General features: G+C 43.2%; 14 protein-coding genes and 1 pseudogene. 9 read left to right on the top strand and 6 right to left on the bottom strand.

The window, feature by feature from the left end; all coding sequences use genetic code 11:
- Window positions 1-46: 46 nt before the first annotated feature.
- Window positions 47-1,270 (bottom strand): flavin reductase family protein, encoded by a 1,224-nt coding sequence (locus tag JMW94_RS10440; protein WP_087813863.1) that lies wholly within the window; start codon window positions 1,268-1,270, stop codon window positions 47-49.
- Window positions 1,271-1,707: 437 nt separating this feature from the next.
- Here JMW94_RS10440 and ettA point away from each other — a divergent pair, with 437 nt between their 5' ends.
- Both ettA and JMW94_RS10430 read left to right on the top strand, forming a co-directional pair.
- Entirely contained in the window at window positions 1,708-3,369 is a 1,662-nt protein-coding gene (ettA, locus tag JMW94_RS10435) for an energy-dependent translational throttle protein EttA (protein ID WP_045443195.1), read from the top strand.
- Window positions 3,370-3,464: 95 nt separating this feature from the next.
- Window positions 3,465-3,878 (top strand): hypothetical protein, encoded by a 414-nt coding sequence (locus tag JMW94_RS10430; protein WP_087813860.1) that lies wholly within the window; start codon window positions 3,465-3,467, stop codon window positions 3,876-3,878.
- A 25-nt stretch (window positions 3,879-3,903) separates the two neighbouring features.
- On the opposite strand, the gene plsB is transcribed toward JMW94_RS10430, so the two are convergent.
- A complete protein-coding gene (plsB, locus tag JMW94_RS10425; protein WP_201604353.1) occupies window positions 3,904-6,702 on the bottom strand; it encodes a glycerol-3-phosphate 1-O-acyltransferase PlsB in 2,799 nt (932 codons plus the stop codon).
- A 258-nt stretch (window positions 6,703-6,960) separates the two neighbouring features.
- On the opposite strand from plsB, the gene ybaK reads away from it, so the two are divergent.
- A complete protein-coding gene (ybaK, locus tag JMW94_RS10420; RefSeq protein WP_087813858.1) occupies window positions 6,961-7,449 on the top strand; it encodes a Cys-tRNA(Pro) deacylase in 489 nt (162 codons plus the stop codon).
- 107 nt (window positions 7,450-7,556) lie between these two features.
- Window positions 7,557-7,931: a 5-carboxymethyl-2-hydroxymuconate Delta-isomerase gene (locus JMW94_RS10415; protein WP_201604352.1), complete on the top strand. Its 375-nt coding sequence runs from the start codon at window positions 7,557-7,559 to the stop codon at window positions 7,929-7,931.
- 37 nt (window positions 7,932-7,968) lie between these two features.
- Here the strand turns inward: JMW94_RS10415 and JMW94_RS10410 are convergent, their stop codons facing one another.
- Both JMW94_RS10410 and JMW94_RS10405 read right to left on the bottom strand, forming a co-directional pair.
- Window positions 7,969-8,451 (bottom strand): hypothetical protein, encoded by a 483-nt coding sequence (locus JMW94_RS10410; protein ID WP_201604351.1) that lies wholly within the window; start codon window positions 8,449-8,451, stop codon window positions 7,969-7,971.
- A gap of 191 nt (window positions 8,452-8,642) precedes the next feature.
- A complete protein-coding gene (locus tag JMW94_RS10405; protein ID WP_201539451.1) occupies window positions 8,643-10,463 on the bottom strand; it encodes an acyl-CoA dehydrogenase C-terminal domain-containing protein in 1,821 nt (606 codons plus the stop codon).
- Window positions 10,464-10,861: 398 nt separating this feature from the next.
- Between JMW94_RS10405 and JMW94_RS10400 the strand changes: the two genes are divergently transcribed.
- On the top strand, window positions 10,862-11,989 hold the full coding sequence (locus tag JMW94_RS10400; protein WP_201604350.1) for an FUSC family protein: 1,128 nt from the start codon (window positions 10,862-10,864) through the stop codon (window positions 11,987-11,989).
- Window positions 11,990-12,084: 95 nt separating this feature from the next.
- Here the strand turns inward: JMW94_RS10400 and aroE are convergent, their stop codons facing one another.
- The gene (aroE, locus tag JMW94_RS10395; protein WP_201604349.1) at window positions 12,085-12,945 is read right to left on the bottom strand and encodes a shikimate dehydrogenase; all 861 of its coding nucleotides are present in this window, start codon (window positions 12,943-12,945) and stop codon (window positions 12,085-12,087) included.
- A gap of 444 nt (window positions 12,946-13,389) precedes the next feature.
- Between aroE and JMW94_RS10390 the strand changes: the two genes are divergently transcribed.
- Window positions 13,390-14,058: a hypothetical protein gene (locus tag JMW94_RS10390; RefSeq protein WP_201604348.1), complete on the top strand. Its 669-nt coding sequence runs from the start codon at window positions 13,390-13,392 to the stop codon at window positions 14,056-14,058.
- A gap of 3 nt (window positions 14,059-14,061) precedes the next feature.
- Window positions 14,062-15,021 carry an aminotransferase class IV gene (locus JMW94_RS10385; protein ID WP_227685484.1) on the top strand — a complete coding sequence of 320 codons (960 nt, stop codon included), beginning with the start codon at window positions 14,062-14,064 and terminating at the stop codon, window positions 15,019-15,021.
- 6 nt (window positions 15,022-15,027) lie between these two features.
- Here JMW94_RS10385 and JMW94_RS10380 read toward each other — a convergent pair whose 3' ends face one another.
- Window positions 15,028-15,225 (bottom strand): DpnD/PcfM family protein, encoded by a 198-nt coding sequence (locus tag JMW94_RS10380; RefSeq protein WP_227685483.1) that lies wholly within the window; start codon window positions 15,223-15,225, stop codon window positions 15,028-15,030.
- Window positions 15,226-15,380: 155 nt separating this feature from the next.
- Between JMW94_RS10380 and JMW94_RS10375 the strand changes: the two genes are divergently transcribed.
- A complete protein-coding gene (locus JMW94_RS10375; protein ID WP_087813851.1) occupies window positions 15,381-15,947 on the top strand; it encodes a hypothetical protein in 567 nt (188 codons plus the stop codon).
- 45 nt (window positions 15,948-15,992) lie between these two features.
- Window positions 15,993-16,079: pseudogene (locus JMW94_RS10370) on the top strand (IS1595 family transposase); the annotation flags it as partial.

Raw genomic sequence — 16,079 nt, 5'->3', positions numbered from 1 at the left:
TCTATCTTATGAGCCGTTATGAGTATTCATTTTTATCACCGTGTTGCTAAATATCTAGCACCACATCAGTCATGGCAATGTTGATGCAAGTTTGAATAGATTCATAACCATCACTGCTCATTTTTCCTGTGTGGATATTTTTGACCACGCCGCTGATTTTATTGCAGCGACACAACTGACAGATACCTTGTCTGCAACCATGTGCTAAGCGAATTCCTGCGTTCTCTGCGGCATTCAATATTGTCGTGCTACTGTCAAACTGCCGTTGCCTCGCCCGTAAATAAACAGTGTGTTGTGCTGCGTGTTTTTTTCTATCGAGCGCTTGTTTGTTATCAAAATCGAAATCAGGCAACGCATGACCAAAGTTTTCTACAATGATATTATCGCGCAGGTTTTTATTGTGCGGTAAGGTTACCTTTGCCGCTGCTTTATATAAGCCAGTCAACAGAGCCTGTGACCCGCATGCAAATATTTGCGTATCTGCCAGTGGCAGGTTTAATGCCAACAAACTGTCTACGCTCAAGTGTCGCTTGCCAGCCAAATAAGTATCAGATTTCTCGGTATTGATCAGATGATAGGTGAAAGCTGGATAAGCTATGCTCAGTTGTTGCCATTGGTTTTTGAACGGGAGCATTTCAGTGCGACTGTAATATAGCAACGTCACCTGATGTCCGTTGTCCAGTGCTTGCGTGATGAGTCCTAACATGGGCGTAATACCGCTGCCACCCGCGATAAATAATAAAGAAGCAGATTTTTCAGCAGCAGATTTTGTCTGTACCGTTATAGATGTTTGTGCCAAAGTGAAAGAGCCACTGGGAACACTACTGTTGATGACACTGCCAAGTGCCATATGTTTGGTTAAATAATCCGAAACCAAGCCTTGTGGCTTAATAGCAATAGTAACCGCAAGATAAGGGGGTTTCTTTTTGCTATCGCCACTATTAATACTGTTGCCAGTAGTAACGTCGTGCCACCAGAGCGGTTGGTGCGCCAAACCTAATAATGAATAGCTGCGCTGATGATACACACCTTCAATAAGAACGCTTAAGTTAAGATGTTGCCCACCCTGCCAACCAAGTTGCGAACCCACTAATTGCCGTCGAAAAGCATGATTGGTCTCAAATCTGAGCGCTATTAAGTCATCGCTAAGGGTATATCGCGCAACAAGGCGCAGCTTTGGAACAGTGAAAGACCAAAACGGCTGTAAGTGTGATCCAATAAAATCGATAAATGCATGTTGAATCATTTCAGGGCGATAGCCGTTGGTCATATTATCAGTACCTTTGTTAATACTATCAAAATGATTGACATCATTAATATTGTGTTCACCTGTGCGCCAATTTAGCGGATATCACTTAGGTCAGGGCGCTCGAATTTGTTAAGCTATCCTAACATGCTAACGGCTATTGATTAAATTTGCGAAAGTTTTGATGCTATTTTTTGTGGTCTTTATAAAACAGTTATAAGTCAGAATGTTAAGCGAAACGGTTCAATAGTAGGTTTCGTTACCGCTTTTAGCTAGAAAGCTGAGTACTCTGTGACAAAAGCCGTAAAACAATCGTTAAAACAATCTGTTGGCTTGCAGGGTATGCGCCACAATGCGATAATGGCTTATAATTTGTAACCCTGATTTTGAGGTGCAGCACGCTTGGCATCATTGCTAAGTATGATTTGCTCGCCTCTTTTATGCAGTCTATCGGAGTGTTAATGGCTCAATATATTTACACGATGAACAACGTGTCAAAACTTGTTCCGCCTAAGCGTGAAATCTTAAAAAATATTAACTTATCATTTTTCCCAGGTGCCAAAATTGGTGTCTTGGGTATCAATGGTTCAGGTAAATCAACCTTGCTACGCATTATGGCGGGCGTGGATACTGAATTTAGTGGTGAAGCACGCGCGCAAACTGGCACCAAAATTGGTTATCTGCCGCAGGAACCACAGCTTGATGACAGCAAAGACGTACGCGGTAACGTCGAAGACGGTATGCGTGAAGCATTAGATGCGCTCGCACGTTTAGATGCCATTTATGCAGAATACGCTGAGCCTGATGCTGACTTTGATAAGCTTGCTGAAGAACAAGGCAAGATGGAAGACATCATCCAAGCATGGGATGCCCATAATTTAAATACCCAACTCGAAAAAGCGGCTGATGCCTTACGTCTGCCACCTTGGGATGCGGATGTTAGTAAGCTGTCTGGTGGTGAAAAACGCCGTGTGGCACTATGCCGTTTGCTATTGTCACGCCCTGACATGCTGTTACTTGACGAACCAACCAACCATTTGGACGCCGAATCTGTTGCATGGCTAGAGCAGTTCTTGCAGAACTACAGCGGTACAATCGTTGCCATTACCCATGATAGATATTTCCTAGACAACGTCGCTCAGTGGATTTTGGAGCTGGATCGTGGCCATGGTTATCCGTATGAAGGCAACTATACTGAGTGGCTCGAGCAAAAGAACACGCGTTTAGAGCAGCAGAATAAGCAAGAAGAATCATTTGCTAAAGCACTGAAAAAAGAGCTGGATTGGATTCGCAAAAATCAAAAAGGTCAACAAGCCAAGTCTAAATCTCGTGTACAGCGCTTTGAAGAGTTGAACTCAACAGAGTTCCAGCAGCGTAATGAGACAGCTGAAATTTATATTCCGCCCGGTCCACGTTTAGGTAATAAAGTCATTGAAGTGAATAACATCTCCAAATCATTTGGTGATCGTCTGCTTTATGAAAACCTAAGCTTTAACGTGCCAGCTGGTGCTATCGTCGGTATCATCGGACCAAATGGTGCGGGTAAAACCACGCTATTTAATATGATTACCGAACGTGATACGCCAGATACGGGTTCAGTCGATTTGGGCGAAAGTGTTAAAGTTGCCTATGTTGGTCAGGTACGTGACAACTTAGATGACAGCAAAACCGTTTGGGAAGAAGTGTCTGACGGTCTTGATATTATTACGGTTGGCGATTACACCACGCCAAGTCGTGCTTATATCGGTCGCTTTAACTTCAAAGGCTCAGATCAGCAAAAGCACGTCGGTCAATTGTCAGGTGGTGAGCGTAACCGTTTACAGCTAGCTAAGACGTTGAAGCAGGGCGCGAACGTTTTGCTCCTTGATGAACCTTCAAACGATTTGGACATTGAAACCTTACGTGCGCTAGAAGATGCGATTCAGGTCTTCCCAGGTACGGTCATGGTCGTCTCGCATGATCGCTGGTTCCTTGACCGTATCGCGACTCATATCTTGGCGTTCGAAGATGAAGGCCCAGTTTGGTTCGATGGTAACTATTCTGAGTTTGAAACGTATCGCAAAAAGACGATGGGTGATGCTGCCACTCCTAAGCGTATGAAATATAAAAAGATTTCGACTTAGAGTAAATCCAATAAAAAACCATAGATAGTCCATTATTTTTGCAAAAAAAAGGCATAACTTAGGTTATGCCTTTTTTATTGTTTAAGAGACAAATCATGGGAAAAACACTCGAAATATCACAACTATTATCTATATTTGCAATGATAGTATTACCTATTGTGATGGTCTATAAGCATCAGTTTTCACAGAAATCTCATCTGGCTTCTTGGCAAATATTTTTTATTGGTATCGTTGTGGTGTGGTTGCTGGTTCAAATCGGTGTTTACTTTACCGATGCCTATCTACAAGCTAAGCTTGATGTTTTTGATCTAGATGGCAATGGCTTTTTTACGTCGGATGAAAGAAGCGAGGCACAGCAACAGGCTATGATGAAAGTGACTTCAGACACAGGTAGGTCATTTGCTCCTGTTACTGGTGCCATATTTGCCTTTGGCTATATGTCGATACTTATTCTATTTTGTAAGTTGATAGGTTTTTTCATAAAAAAAGAGTCAAGCTTCTATGCTTGACTCTTTTTTACGATAATCGCAAAGCTTAACGCTTACGGCCAAATTTACGCTGCTTTTTATTACTAATCTCAGTAATCGCATGAGTAATTTCTTCTTCATCTAAGCTGGCGACTTGCTGCAAAATCTGCATCATGTCAGGCGTTAGCACGTACTTAGCATGACGAGCAATATCATTAATACGATGATCAAAGGTCAAAACGCCAGTTTCATCATCTTTTTGCAAGTAATCAAGACGAGTCAAGGCGCTGATGAAGCTGGTGAATAAGGCGCGGTCAAAGAAATCAGGAATATCGTCTGCATATAGTACAGATAAGCGCTGACCCAGCAGATGACACAGATCAACGACTTCGCTTTCGGTTAGATTGCCTGAGCCTTGCTGGGCGAGTAGGGCAAGTGTCATAAAGTAACGCTCAAGGCTCTGTCCGACAGGCGTCGCTAGCACTTGCAGCTGCTGATAGCATTTGCTGTTTGACTCAGGGACGCTGAGTACGCCATCACTCAATTCGACAATTAGACCATGCGAGAGTAGGCTGTCGACTTTTTTGTTCAAGGTATCAGCCAAGCCATGTGCTGGGTAATATAAGAACAGCTCGCTTTGTAAAAATGGATAGAGTTGCTTAGCAATATTGTCCAAACGACTGCGTTCGATACGGCCGTTACGCGCCACTAATGCTGATAAGAAAGAAAGTAGAATAAAGACATGAAGGATGTTATTACGGAAATAGCTGAGCAATGCCGCTTGCTTGCCGGCAATTTGAATGATGTCGCCTAAGATATGCGGCGTACGTTCAATGAGCTTTAGTTTGATACCATAATCAATGATTTGCTGCGGACTCATATCTGTAATGACGGTATCATCTGAGTAGGACAACTGCTGAGCAAGACCTTGATAAAGGGCAATTTGCTCACGACAGATTTCTTCATCTAAAGCCGCTTTAGGCGCTGATAATAATACCAATGATAATAACGAAACGGGCGTCACAACCGCCGCCTTATTGATGTGCTGCATGATTTTGACGCCGATGTTATCGACCATCGCGCTGGCTTTATCATCGAGCGGGGTATCGGTGCGATCCGTCGGCAAGCTATTGGCTGGCACATCGAATTTTGTCATAAAGTCGCTAAGATGCAGCGGTGTGCCAAAGCTTAGATGTACATTACCAAAGATACGCTCAATTTTACGACCAACTTTGAGTAAGCCTAGTAAAGATTCAGATTCTTTTGGCTTGCCTTTTAGCTCACCAACATAGGTGCCACCTTCCATAATACGCTCATAACCGATATAAGTCGGAATGAAAACCACTGGCTTCTCAGAATGACGTAATTGACTGTGCACTGTCATTGCTAGCATGCCCATCTTCGGTGGTAATAAACGTCCTGAACGCGAGCGACCACCCTCGATAAAGTATTCAATCGGTGTGTTACGCGTAATAAGGGTGTGCATATATTCGCGGAGGACGGCGGTATAAAGTGCATTGCCACGAAAGCTACGACGTATATAAAAGGCAACCGCGCCGCGTAATAATGGCCCTAATACGGGTACATCTAGGTTGTCACCAGCAGCGACATAAGGAATGCTCAGACCACGCTTGTAGATGACATAAGATAGCAATAGATAATCGACATGGCTACGATGACAAGGCACATAAACCAGCTCATAGTCAGTCGCAAGCTCACGTACGCGCTCGAAATGATGGACTTCTACGCCATCATAGAGTTGCGTCCATAACCACGTTAAAAACTTATAAAAACCGCGCACGATGGAATGTGAATAGTCATTGACCATCTCATTGGCATAACCTTTAGCCAAGACACGGGCTTCACCTACACTGATACCAGATTCTACTGCTTCTGCCTCTATCGCATGTTTGATAGCTGGTGAATACACCAGCTTATCTACCAAATTACGCCTGTCTGATAAATCAGGACCGAGCATACTGGCACGCTGCTTGTCTAAATAAACCGTAAGCCGCTGCTGTAGCATACGTACCAGCTCACGATTGCTGTCAGCGGTCGCTACCAAAGCATAGTTTGGTGCTTCGTCAGCATCGCCCACGCTACTGGTGATGTCTAAATTGCTGTCTTTTGCAGAATTTTCTTTTACATCACCTTCTTTTATAGAGTTCTCTTTTGAATCAACGGCTAGTGAATCAAAAATAGAAAACCCTTCTTCATCACCTTTAAGGCTATCATTGATAAGGGTACGTAGATCTTGAGGTGGATGGAACTGTACAAAGGTGTCACGTCCCATTACCCCGATATTAAAGAGCTGCTTGGTGATGCTAGGATCTTGCCAGTTGTCAGCGGTCAGCAGCTTAAACAGTGAATCCTCTTTTTCTGGGGCGCGTCCCCATAAAATAGAGACGGGCACCAAACGTACTTTTAGTTCTGGATATTGCAATACAGCAGACACCAAACGTGACAGGCGCGGCGATAGCTGACTGTCTTTGGCGCTTGGATGGTTCAAAAATATGATGGCTGCGTTTTCTTTGATATTATGGGCGGCATCATGTACCCCAACCAATGCTGGTGGTAAATTGTGCTCTTGCGTCTGCAGGTCAATCAAAATACTGTTGGAGCGCGAATAATCTTGCAACACATAAAATCTGAGCGTTTGATCGTCTGTATCGAACTCAGGTAATTCACCCAATAACTTAGGTTTAACAGCGACATCGAGTAGCTGCCCCGATAGCTTGCGATAAATTTGATTAATCGGCGCATTGGAATAAGGCTTGGGGGCGATTGGATTGACGTCAGTATTAGAAGCGCTGTCGGTTGTGACTGGCGCTTTAAAAATCCGTTTTTTTAAGAACTTCGGTATCATAATCAGTATCAAAAATAGTCAAATATGTTGCGCTTATGATGCCATAAAAGCCATCAAAGCGATATATAGTGTCTGTATATACTGCTAATATTAATACGGTCTGGTTACTATATAGTGAGTTAAGTCGCTCTTAATAAGCTCAAATAATTGAAAGTTAATGTATTTAGCGCAATAATAGTTCGGCGACAACCAAGAGTCACTATAGAGTAATTATGTTTAAATCTACCCATGAATATCATTGATATAAGCTGAAATATTATGACACCAGCGATTAATCTTGCCAAACAACGCGCTCTGAACTATCAATTACACGACTATGTCCATGACAGTAATGCCGCCTCTTTTGGCTTAGAGGCGGCAGAAAAGCTAGGCGTGGATGTGTCACAAGTCTTCAAAACCTTGGTGGTGTCGACAGAGACTGGTGCGCTTGCCGTTGCTATCTTACCCGTGGATAAAACGTTAAACTTTAAAAAAACGGCTAAGGCGCTATCTTCGAATAAATTGCTGATCTGCAAAAAAGTGCAAATGGCGGATCCTAAGCAGGTAGAGCGTAGTACGGGCTATGTGCTAGGCGGCGTCAGCCCATTGGGACAAAAGAAGCGCTTGCCGACTATCATAGACAGCTCGGCTGCAGAGCAGACAACGATTTATGTCAGCGGTGGTCGCCGTGGTTTAGAAATTGAGCTGCCACCAGCACAATTAGCTGAGACCCTTGCTGCTAGCTTTAGTACTATTATTGATGACTAAAAAGTTACTGATGACTAAAAATCGTTGCCGCTAACGGGCTGTTCAATCAATCCTGAAACGATGGCTAATATTTTATCCCCTCACTCATATTTTATAAGGACATATTCATGCCACATCTAACCATTCAAATGACGCCCAATGTCAGTATTGCTCATGAAGAATCATTGCTTAAAGCGTTAAATAAAGCGTTATGGGACAGTGGGCATTTTGGCACGCCGACTGATATTAAAGCACGGATCGTGCCCATTGAGACATTTTTGGTAGGCGTTGAAGATGATGAGCAGGCGTATGGCTTTATTTATGCGCATCTAAAACTAATGACTGGTCGTGACATGGTGATTCGTAATCAGCTAGCAGGGCTGCTGGTGACGGCGATAGAGCAGGAGATAGGCGCAGAGCAATCAGGGCGAGCAGCCTTACAGATATGTGTGGAAGTTGAAGAAATTAGTGCGGTGTATCATAAAAAAATGCTGGGTAGCTAAAATGCTTATATCGTCCGAAACAACGATTCATCAATTGTTATAAGTACTCACATAGAGATTTACTGGCATATGTGGGTAATATCATTACCTCAACCTTATAACCAGCCGTTTTGCCTTCAGTCGCCATCAAGTTGCGGGCAATGCGTAAGCGATATTCTCCGGTTGCGGGTAGGCAGCCTTGATACACGATACCGCCTTTGCTGCCATCTTGTGTACCGTTTGGCATATGTAATACGCCGACATTGGCTGTCTCAGGCATACCAGTAAGTGGTGCAATATTAATAACGGCATATTGCCAGCTGGTGGCATCAAAGCGATACCAGCGCTCATCTTCATTGGGGTTTAATTTGCCAGTGACCGTACTACTGATCGCGCCTTTGGCAAATCTAATAGGAGTGTCAGGGTTTTTAGCCAGCTCCGTAGCACCAGTTGCGCTAAAACTGATCAGTGCCGTACTGAGCAGTAGCACTCGTATAACTGATGAGGTTAAAGAAGTTTTTTGATAATCAGTGGATAACATGATTGGCTCCTAAAATGGCCGTTTATCTATAATGAGTTACTCGTTAACCGTCATCTATGATGTATATTTATTATCGATAGGCTTTAATGAGAACGTCTGTACTTTTAGTTAAGCATAAAAAAGCGCCTACATGCTAGGCGCTTTTCTTATTCATTACTGCTTAATTGTGATGCTATCTTATTCTAAAAAACTTAGTCTAGAAAAGCAAAGTTCTCAATCTTCATTGCTGTCATGCTGTCACTTGGTGCAACCATAGCTTCGGCATGCCCCGAGGTACGTGGTAACAACTTATCAAAGTAGAATTCAGCCGTTTGGATCTTAGCTTTGTAGAATTCTGGTGATTCAGTACCACCAGTTTCTAGCTTGTCATAAGCGACCGCTGCCATACGCGCCCAATGATAACCCATCATGACATAGCCTGAGTACATCAAGAAATCGTCTGATGCAGCAGAGATGATTTCACGATCTTTACGTGCCATTAGCATCAAGCGCACGGTTAGTGTATTCCACTCAGCACATAGCTTGGTGAGCGCCCAAACGAATTTACGCATGTCTTTATCAAGTGCATACTCACCACACCATTTCATAATGCTTGAGGTGTAATCACGGATGATTTTACCTTTAGACTGCAAGATCACTTTACGACCGAGTAAATCCAATGCTTGAATACCAGTTGTACCTTCGTACATGGTGGCGATACGAGCATCACGAGCAATTAGCTCCATGCCCCATTCTTTGATATAACCATGACCGCCATAGACTTGCTGACCGTGTTTGGCCGCTTCGATACCTAGCTCAGTTAGGAAGCCTTTTAGGATTGGTGTGTAGAAACCCAATTTGTCATCCCATTTTTCAAACTCTTCATCATCGCCATTGATGATACCTTGTGCCATTTTATCGGCATAGCGCGCAGAATGATAAATCATCGAACGACCGCCTTCGGCAAAGGCTTTTTGGGTCAATAGCATACGACGTACGTCAGCATGGTTGATGATGGCATCAGCAACTTTTTCAGGCTCTTTTGTGCCTGATAAGGTGCGCATAGAACGGCGATCTTTTGCATACGGCAGCGCGTTTTGGAATGACAATTCAGTATGCGCCAAACCTTGGATACCAGTACCAATACGGGCTGTGTTCATAAAGGTGAACATAGCTTTTAGACCTTTGTTCGGCTCACCAATTAAGTAACCCACGGCATCATCAAAGTTCAACACACAAGTAGCCGATGAGCTAATGCCCATTTTGTGTTCGATCGATCCACAAGTCACGCCATTACGCTCGCCAATTTCACCTTCAGTAGTTGGTAAGAATTTCGGTACGATAAATAATGAGATACCGCGTGTGCCTTCTGGTGCATTTGGCAAACGTGCAAGCACAATATGAACGATGTTTTCCGTTAAATCATGCTCACCACTTGAGATGAAAATCTTAGTACCGCTAAGCTTATAAGAGCCGTCATCTTGTGGAATGGCTTTAGACTTAACTTGACCCAGATCCGTACCACATTGTGGTTCAGTCAAGCACATGGTGCCTGCCCAAGAGCCTTCGACCAATTTATGCAAGTAGGTTTCTTTTTGCTCATCGGTACCATATTGCATAATGGTATTGATACAGCCAGTTGATAGACCAGGATACATTGCCCATGGCCAGTTCGCCGTACCGATCATTTCAGCTTTAATTAAGTTCAATGAGGTCGGTAAATTCATACCGCCGTACTCTTCAGGGTAAGAAATACCTTGCCAGCCGCCTTCTACAAATTGATCATAAGCTTCTTTAAAGCCTTTAGGGGTTGTGACCACACCATTTTCAAAATGACAACCTTCAGCATCTGCTGGTTGATATAAAGGCGCTAAGACATTTTCAGCAAAATCTGCCATCCCTTGAAGAATCATATCAACGGTTTCAGGATCGGCATTTTCGCCATTATCCAAATCTTTATAATGAGTTTGAAAGTCGAAAACATCATTTATTAAAAACTTGATATCACGTAAAGGTGCTTTGTAAGTTAACATAGTCGCTCTCTTTAGTTATTCGCTATCATAAATGGCTAGCTCGGTATTTGAGCCACGTTTCATGCAAAAGGGTGTTTAATCATTTGGGGTAAGAATAGACGATATCACGGCTCGTCATTCAGATTTATCAAAAACAGCTCATCCATTTTGATTGCCTTTAAGGCATCCTTGATAAAAAACAGCTGTCGCGGCGTTACTGTCAGTATAAATCTTCTATAGCGACAAATATATAACTAATAACTAATATTCATAATTAATATTTTAAATCAAAACATTAATTTATGTATTGATGAATTCGATTTTTATTAGTGTCTGTGGTTAAGTAGCTATCTATGATAGATGTGGCCGTATCAGAAAAACATTTTTTAACTGCATTTACGATATAAGGAAAGCCAATTATGAGCGCATCCAAGCGTGAGGCAACGCGAGCATCTTGGCTGACAGCGTTATTTGCTCGCATAAAGGCTTTAATTGATGGGGAGCTGGCGCATCTGCTGACAGTGAACCGTAGTAAGAGACCGTGGCATATGCCAATTATCGCGGCGATTGCGATTAGCTTCCCCGTGTTTGTGGGCGCTTATTTTGGTGCTTTATCGTCAGGCATTAAAGCGTCCTTGGGGGCAATGGTTATTTTGAATATACCGTTAGTGGGCAAGCTGCCGTATCGATTGGTAACGGTGATGGCTTGGGGTTTTGCCATGTCGCTGTGCTTTGCGCTCGGTCTAATTGCTCAGCAAGTCCCGCTATTAAAGCTGCCGATATTTACGCTCATGGCGTTTGGTATTGTGATTTTTGGACGTTATTATCGTCAGCCACCGCCAGCGGGACTTTTTGTGATGATGGCAGGTGCTATTGCGCTATTTATACCGTTGCCTTTGGAAGACATCTTACGTGCAACTGGACTGGTGATGCTTGGCAGTAGCTTTGCTTTAGTGATGGCATTGCTGTATTCGTTATTTTTACTGGCGACGCGCCCAGCGACGCCGACGCCTATTTATAGCTACGAGCCAGATACCATTACTGAAAGTGTGATTGTCGCCAGTTTTGTCAGTTTAGCCTTGCTCATCGCCGTTACTTTACAGCTGTCCAACCCCTATTGGGCAGCAGTTAGCTGCTTTTTGATTATCCAAGGTATTCATTTGCGTACCATGTGGATTAAGCAAATACATCGTTTACTTGGCACAGTATTGGGTGTGGTTTTGGCGAGTTGGATGTTGTCTTGGGGATTATCAATATGGGGTGTCGCACTGGCGATACTGACGATGATGCTTTGTATCGAGACGTTGGTGGATCGACATTATGGTTTGGCAGTCATATTTATCACGCCGCTGACGATATTTATTGCAGAATACGGCAGTGGCCTACCGTTTTCTGAGTCTGCATATCAAGAAGTGATTCGCACGCGCCTTTTTGATACCGTGATTGGCTGCTTGGTGGGTCTGAGCGGCGGAGTAGTAATGCATTCAACCAACTTACGCATACCACTACGGCGTATCGAAAACTGGCTGCTGGCGCGCTTTGGCTAATTGATGAGTGTCAAATCACCATTACGTTTGAAATCAAGTGTTAATCAAAGTCGCATGAGCTAAGTTCATGCGACTTTTTTCATATCAATTTTCGATTAACGATTGTGTAACGCTTCGGTCGCTTGCGCAACATCGATCGTATGACCTGTCCAACGCTCAAAACTTAGCGCTGCTTGCCCGATGAGCATGCCATAACCATCAGAAATCTGCGCGCCACGCACAGAAAAATGCTGCAGAAACGGCAGCGTGCGTCCGTACATCATGTCATAAGCATAATCACCGTTTAGCGTGTCGCTTAGTGGTAGCGTATCTGCTGATAAACCAATAGAAGTCGCATTGATGATAATATCAAACGGTCCATTTAAATCCGCCGTGCGACAAGTTTCAATCTGCTGCTCATGAATAGCAGTGCTTGCCGCGCTAAGCTCAGTGACTAAATCTGTTGCCTTGCTCAGCGTGCGATTGGCAATCGTAAGATGTGCGATACCAGCTTCAATTAATGGCAATATCACTCCACGGGCTGCGCCGCCTGCACCAATGAGTGCCACACGTGCACCATTCAATGGCCAACCCAAACTTACGATGTGATTGACCAGTCCTTGTCCGTCGGTATTATCGCCATACAATGCCTCGGTGATTGGCACGCCACTTTTTACCAGCGCTTTATTTAGTAACAGCGTATTGACTGCGCCTGCAACTTTGGCATGCTCTGATAAACCACCGCGCGCCGCGCAGCAGTCATAAGCGATTTGTTTAAAAGGTACAGTTACGTTGGCTCCAACACCGCCGCCCTGAAAAAATGCCTCAAGCACCGCGGTAAAACTGGCTGCATCATCGGGGCAATATTGGCGTTGATAGCTAATCTCAATGCCCGTCTGCGCTGCAAATAACGTATGAATTTCAGGGGATTTACTGTGGGCAATGGGATTACCGATAACGATAAAATGCTGGGTCATAATAGGTCTGCTTGCGATAAGAGGCAAAAATTAATCAGTAGAAGGGCATCGATATACAATCATCATAAGGGATAACGCGATATTTGACAAATCGGTGGTCTAACGAGTAAACACTTGAATAGGTAGGTTTTTTGACAGATTATATCTTTAACAAATCTGTACTGTCTGGGAGCGTTATCCGTAACGTAAAGGGTGGTCAAGTGTTAAGCAGTTGGGTAAACTAGAGAGTATGAAAATTTTATATTGATATTTTAGCAGTTGCATAACTATCAGTAACTGAACTGTCAAAAACCAAGTCATAACAAACTGACATAACAAACTGAGTCATAAAATACCAAGTATAAGAACGCTTGTTTATAAAATATAATGTCCATTATCAGCGGCCTATCTGCCTGCTCGTTAATACTATTTTGAGAATCATCTAAAAGTGTGAGTAAATTGCCCATGTGGAATAATAGCCTACAGACCCTCTTGGTCGGTACGATAATGGCAGTCGGCGTGTCGCTCAGTGGCTGTGATAGCAGTAAAGACGACGCCCAAAACCAAGATGCCGATATGAGCGAGCAAAGCGTCGCTGACGATGCGCTAGTACAGGACAATGCTGCGCCGAACGCCGATTTAGACGGCGCTACTGCTCAGCAAGGTACACAAGTGAAATATGACGTTGCAGGATGGGGCACTAAAAATGTAGCGTCACTGACCGTCGATAATTTAGATGAGATCAAAGCGACTTTTGGTAAGGTGATGATCACTGACGAGAACAGCCTCGACTATGCCAGTAATCCAGCCGCCAAATATCGTTTTATGGATACCGATGCGCCGTATTTGGATCTGATTGATTCTGAAAAATATCTCGAACTGGGCTGGTACTTTGCCAATCCTACTGACTCTGATAAAGAAAAAGAGATAAGTCAAAACCATGCCGAAAAAGCGCATAAGCTTGCCCGCCAACTGATGGGTGAGGAGGGCGGACAACTGATTTCTGATATGCTTAATGGTCAAATTATCAAAAATAAAGTCATCGGTGGTCAAAAAATAGAACTGGCAAAATGTGAGTTCTACAGTTGTATGTTGGTCATCAATAAATCTGCTGCCCAAACAGATAAGAAGTAAGCTGTGCTCGCTATCATGCCGCTCAATAATTGGCTATGCATACATCCATCAAGTGCTACGACGGATATCTCAGACACAGTATCGCTAGACAATCGTGGGTTGGCATATGGCGATGGATTTTTTACCACGATGGGGGTCATCGATGGGCAGATACTGTGGTTGGCTTATCATCAGCAGCGCCTTGTTTCCCATGCTGAAGCTTTACAACTTGAATTAGACAGTCATTCTGTCATGGCTTTATTGCAGACGCATGCCGAGCAACTACAACAAGGCATGCTGAAACTGATGGTGACTCGCGCCGTGCAAGATGTCCGTGGTTATGGCTATGTGCCAACCACGTCTGGTAGCGCTTGTGAGATTTGGCTAAAATCCTCTGCGATGACCGTTACTACAACTGAGCAATTACGCTTGCCTGATGGGTGCTTAATCCCGATGCAGCCTATCAGTTCTGCCATTTGCCTATCTTCGCAACTTGCCTGCTTACCGCCACCATTAGCAGGACTCAAAAGCCTCAATCGTCTCGACAATGTGCTGGCAAGTGGTGAGTTACAAGTCATCAAAGCCCAAGTATCGGAAGACAATATCAAACCAAGCATCAGTGAGGGGCTGCTACAAGATATGAGTGGTCGTTGGGTTGAAGGTACGATGAGCAATGTATTTTATCAATTATCAGAGCAGCAATCCTCAAAACCCGCAAGCCATTTAGAAATCAATAAAAATGATCCGAATTATTTAGATCAAGGTCAATGGTATACACCTTCGATGGCGAAATCTGGCGTCGCTGGCGTGATGCGGCAAGTCATTATTGATGCTTTGTCTGGTACGGAGCAGCCCGTCATTGTCAGGTCTTTGCAAGAGGAAGATCTACCGCATTTAAGCAAGCTATTCTTTTGCAATGCGCTGCGCGGTGTCATGCCAATGAGCAGTTTGACATTATTATCGGGTGAAATGGTGAGATTTTAAGCGATTCTAATCGTATTTAAAAATATTAAACTTGGTATCAATAAAGTCATCTGCGTACAAAATAACTTCCTCGTTTCGATACATATCTCGCACTTTTGATAGTGCTTCTTGCTCGTTCTCTGCGTTAACTTCTACGATGTTACTTAGCGTTTCAACAATTTCTATCTGAAAAACTATCTTCAATTTCTTATCTATTTTTATCATCACTATTTCCAATATACCCTTATTAAAATTTCTTTAGCATTCATATCCGCTAAGTTAACAAAGGCGCTTAAAAAGAAGTGATCGTCTTTTGTGACAAAGCCTTGTGCGATAAGGAAAATCGATCAATGATAGTGTTTTGATAAGGAGAGATATCCATGGACTACGTCTACGAAGATGAACGAATACCTTTACAAATCCGTCGACTATTAATTTTTGATGAGATTTGCAAATTAGCAAAAAAACAACCTGATGAAATTATTCATTTATCAAGATTCACTGAATTATCGCTCGGTGTTATGTATTTGAAAGACTTTAAAAAGTTTATTGCGTTTGGCGGTGTGTTTGAGTACGCAGAAACAAAAGAAGAAGTTATCGAGCAACGTATTAGAGTTTTCCCTAACGACGAACCAGTAAAACGTGCGCTGACAGTCAACTTAAAACAGTTTACTCAGCCCGCGCGCACAGCTATACAGCTAGTCTGGTATTGGAATAACTATGTTAAAAATAGAATGCATGCTTACGTCGATTATCGAGAAGAGCACTTTTTTAAAATCAATGATGAAATTGATGGAGAGTATCCACCGCATAAGTTTCATGGCCGTTTAGTTGCAACGGCACGTTTACCTTTATGGGACGATAGAGAGGATTTAATTGCAGACGTGTACCGTGATAATGAGGGAAAACCAAGGCCTGAGCGATTCAATGAGAAACGTTTAATATAATTTAAGGGGCTGTCCTAGATAAGTAAAATTATTTAGGATAGCACTATGAGAAAAAGCAAACTAAGTTGGTATAAACAAAACAGACTAATCGAGTTATTTGTTGCCGGTTCAACCGCCAGAACAGCAGCAAGC

It is taken from the genome of Psychrobacter immobilis (assembly GCF_904846185.1).
GTDB lineage: Bacteria > Pseudomonadota > Gammaproteobacteria > Pseudomonadales > Moraxellaceae > Psychrobacter > Psychrobacter immobilis_B.
This window is presented reverse-complemented; position numbering and strand designations above follow the sequence as displayed.

Coding starts and splice junctions, on each gene's coding strand:
- JMW94_RS10390 (WP_201604348.1), top strand. CDS start 13,390: ATGTGGAATAATAGCCTACAGACCCTCTTGGTCGGTACGATAATGGCA.
- JMW94_RS10380 (WP_227685483.1), bottom strand. CDS start 15,225: ATGATAAAAATAGATAAGAAATTGAAGATAGTTTTTCAGATAGAAATT.
- ybaK (WP_087813858.1), top strand. CDS start 6,961: ATGACACCAGCGATTAATCTTGCCAAACAACGCGCTCTGAACTATCAA.
- JMW94_RS10405 (WP_201539451.1), bottom strand. CDS start 10,463: ATGTTAACTTACAAAGCACCTTTACGTGATATCAAGTTTTTAATAAAT.
- JMW94_RS10440 (WP_087813863.1), bottom strand. CDS start 1,270: ATGACCAACGGCTATCGCCCTGAAATGATTCAACATGCATTTATCGAT.
- JMW94_RS10415 (WP_201604352.1), top strand. CDS start 7,557: ATGCCACATCTAACCATTCAAATGACGCCCAATGTCAGTATTGCTCAT.
- ettA (WP_045443195.1), top strand. CDS start 1,708: ATGGCTCAATATATTTACACGATGAACAACGTGTCAAAACTTGTTCCG.
- JMW94_RS10400 (WP_201604350.1), top strand. CDS start 10,862: ATGAGCGCATCCAAGCGTGAGGCAACGCGAGCATCTTGGCTGACAGCG.
- JMW94_RS10410 (WP_201604351.1), bottom strand. CDS start 8,451: ATGTTATCCACTGATTATCAAAAAACTTCTTTAACCTCATCAGTTATA.
- JMW94_RS10375 (WP_087813851.1), top strand. CDS start 15,381: ATGGACTACGTCTACGAAGATGAACGAATACCTTTACAAATCCGTCGA.
- aroE (WP_201604349.1), bottom strand. CDS start 12,945: ATGACCCAGCATTTTATCGTTATCGGTAATCCCATTGCCCACAGTAAA.
- JMW94_RS10430 (WP_087813860.1), top strand. CDS start 3,465: ATGGGAAAAACACTCGAAATATCACAACTATTATCTATATTTGCAATG.
- plsB (WP_201604353.1), bottom strand. CDS start 6,702: ATGATACCGAAGTTCTTAAAAAAACGGATTTTTAAAGCGCCAGTCACA.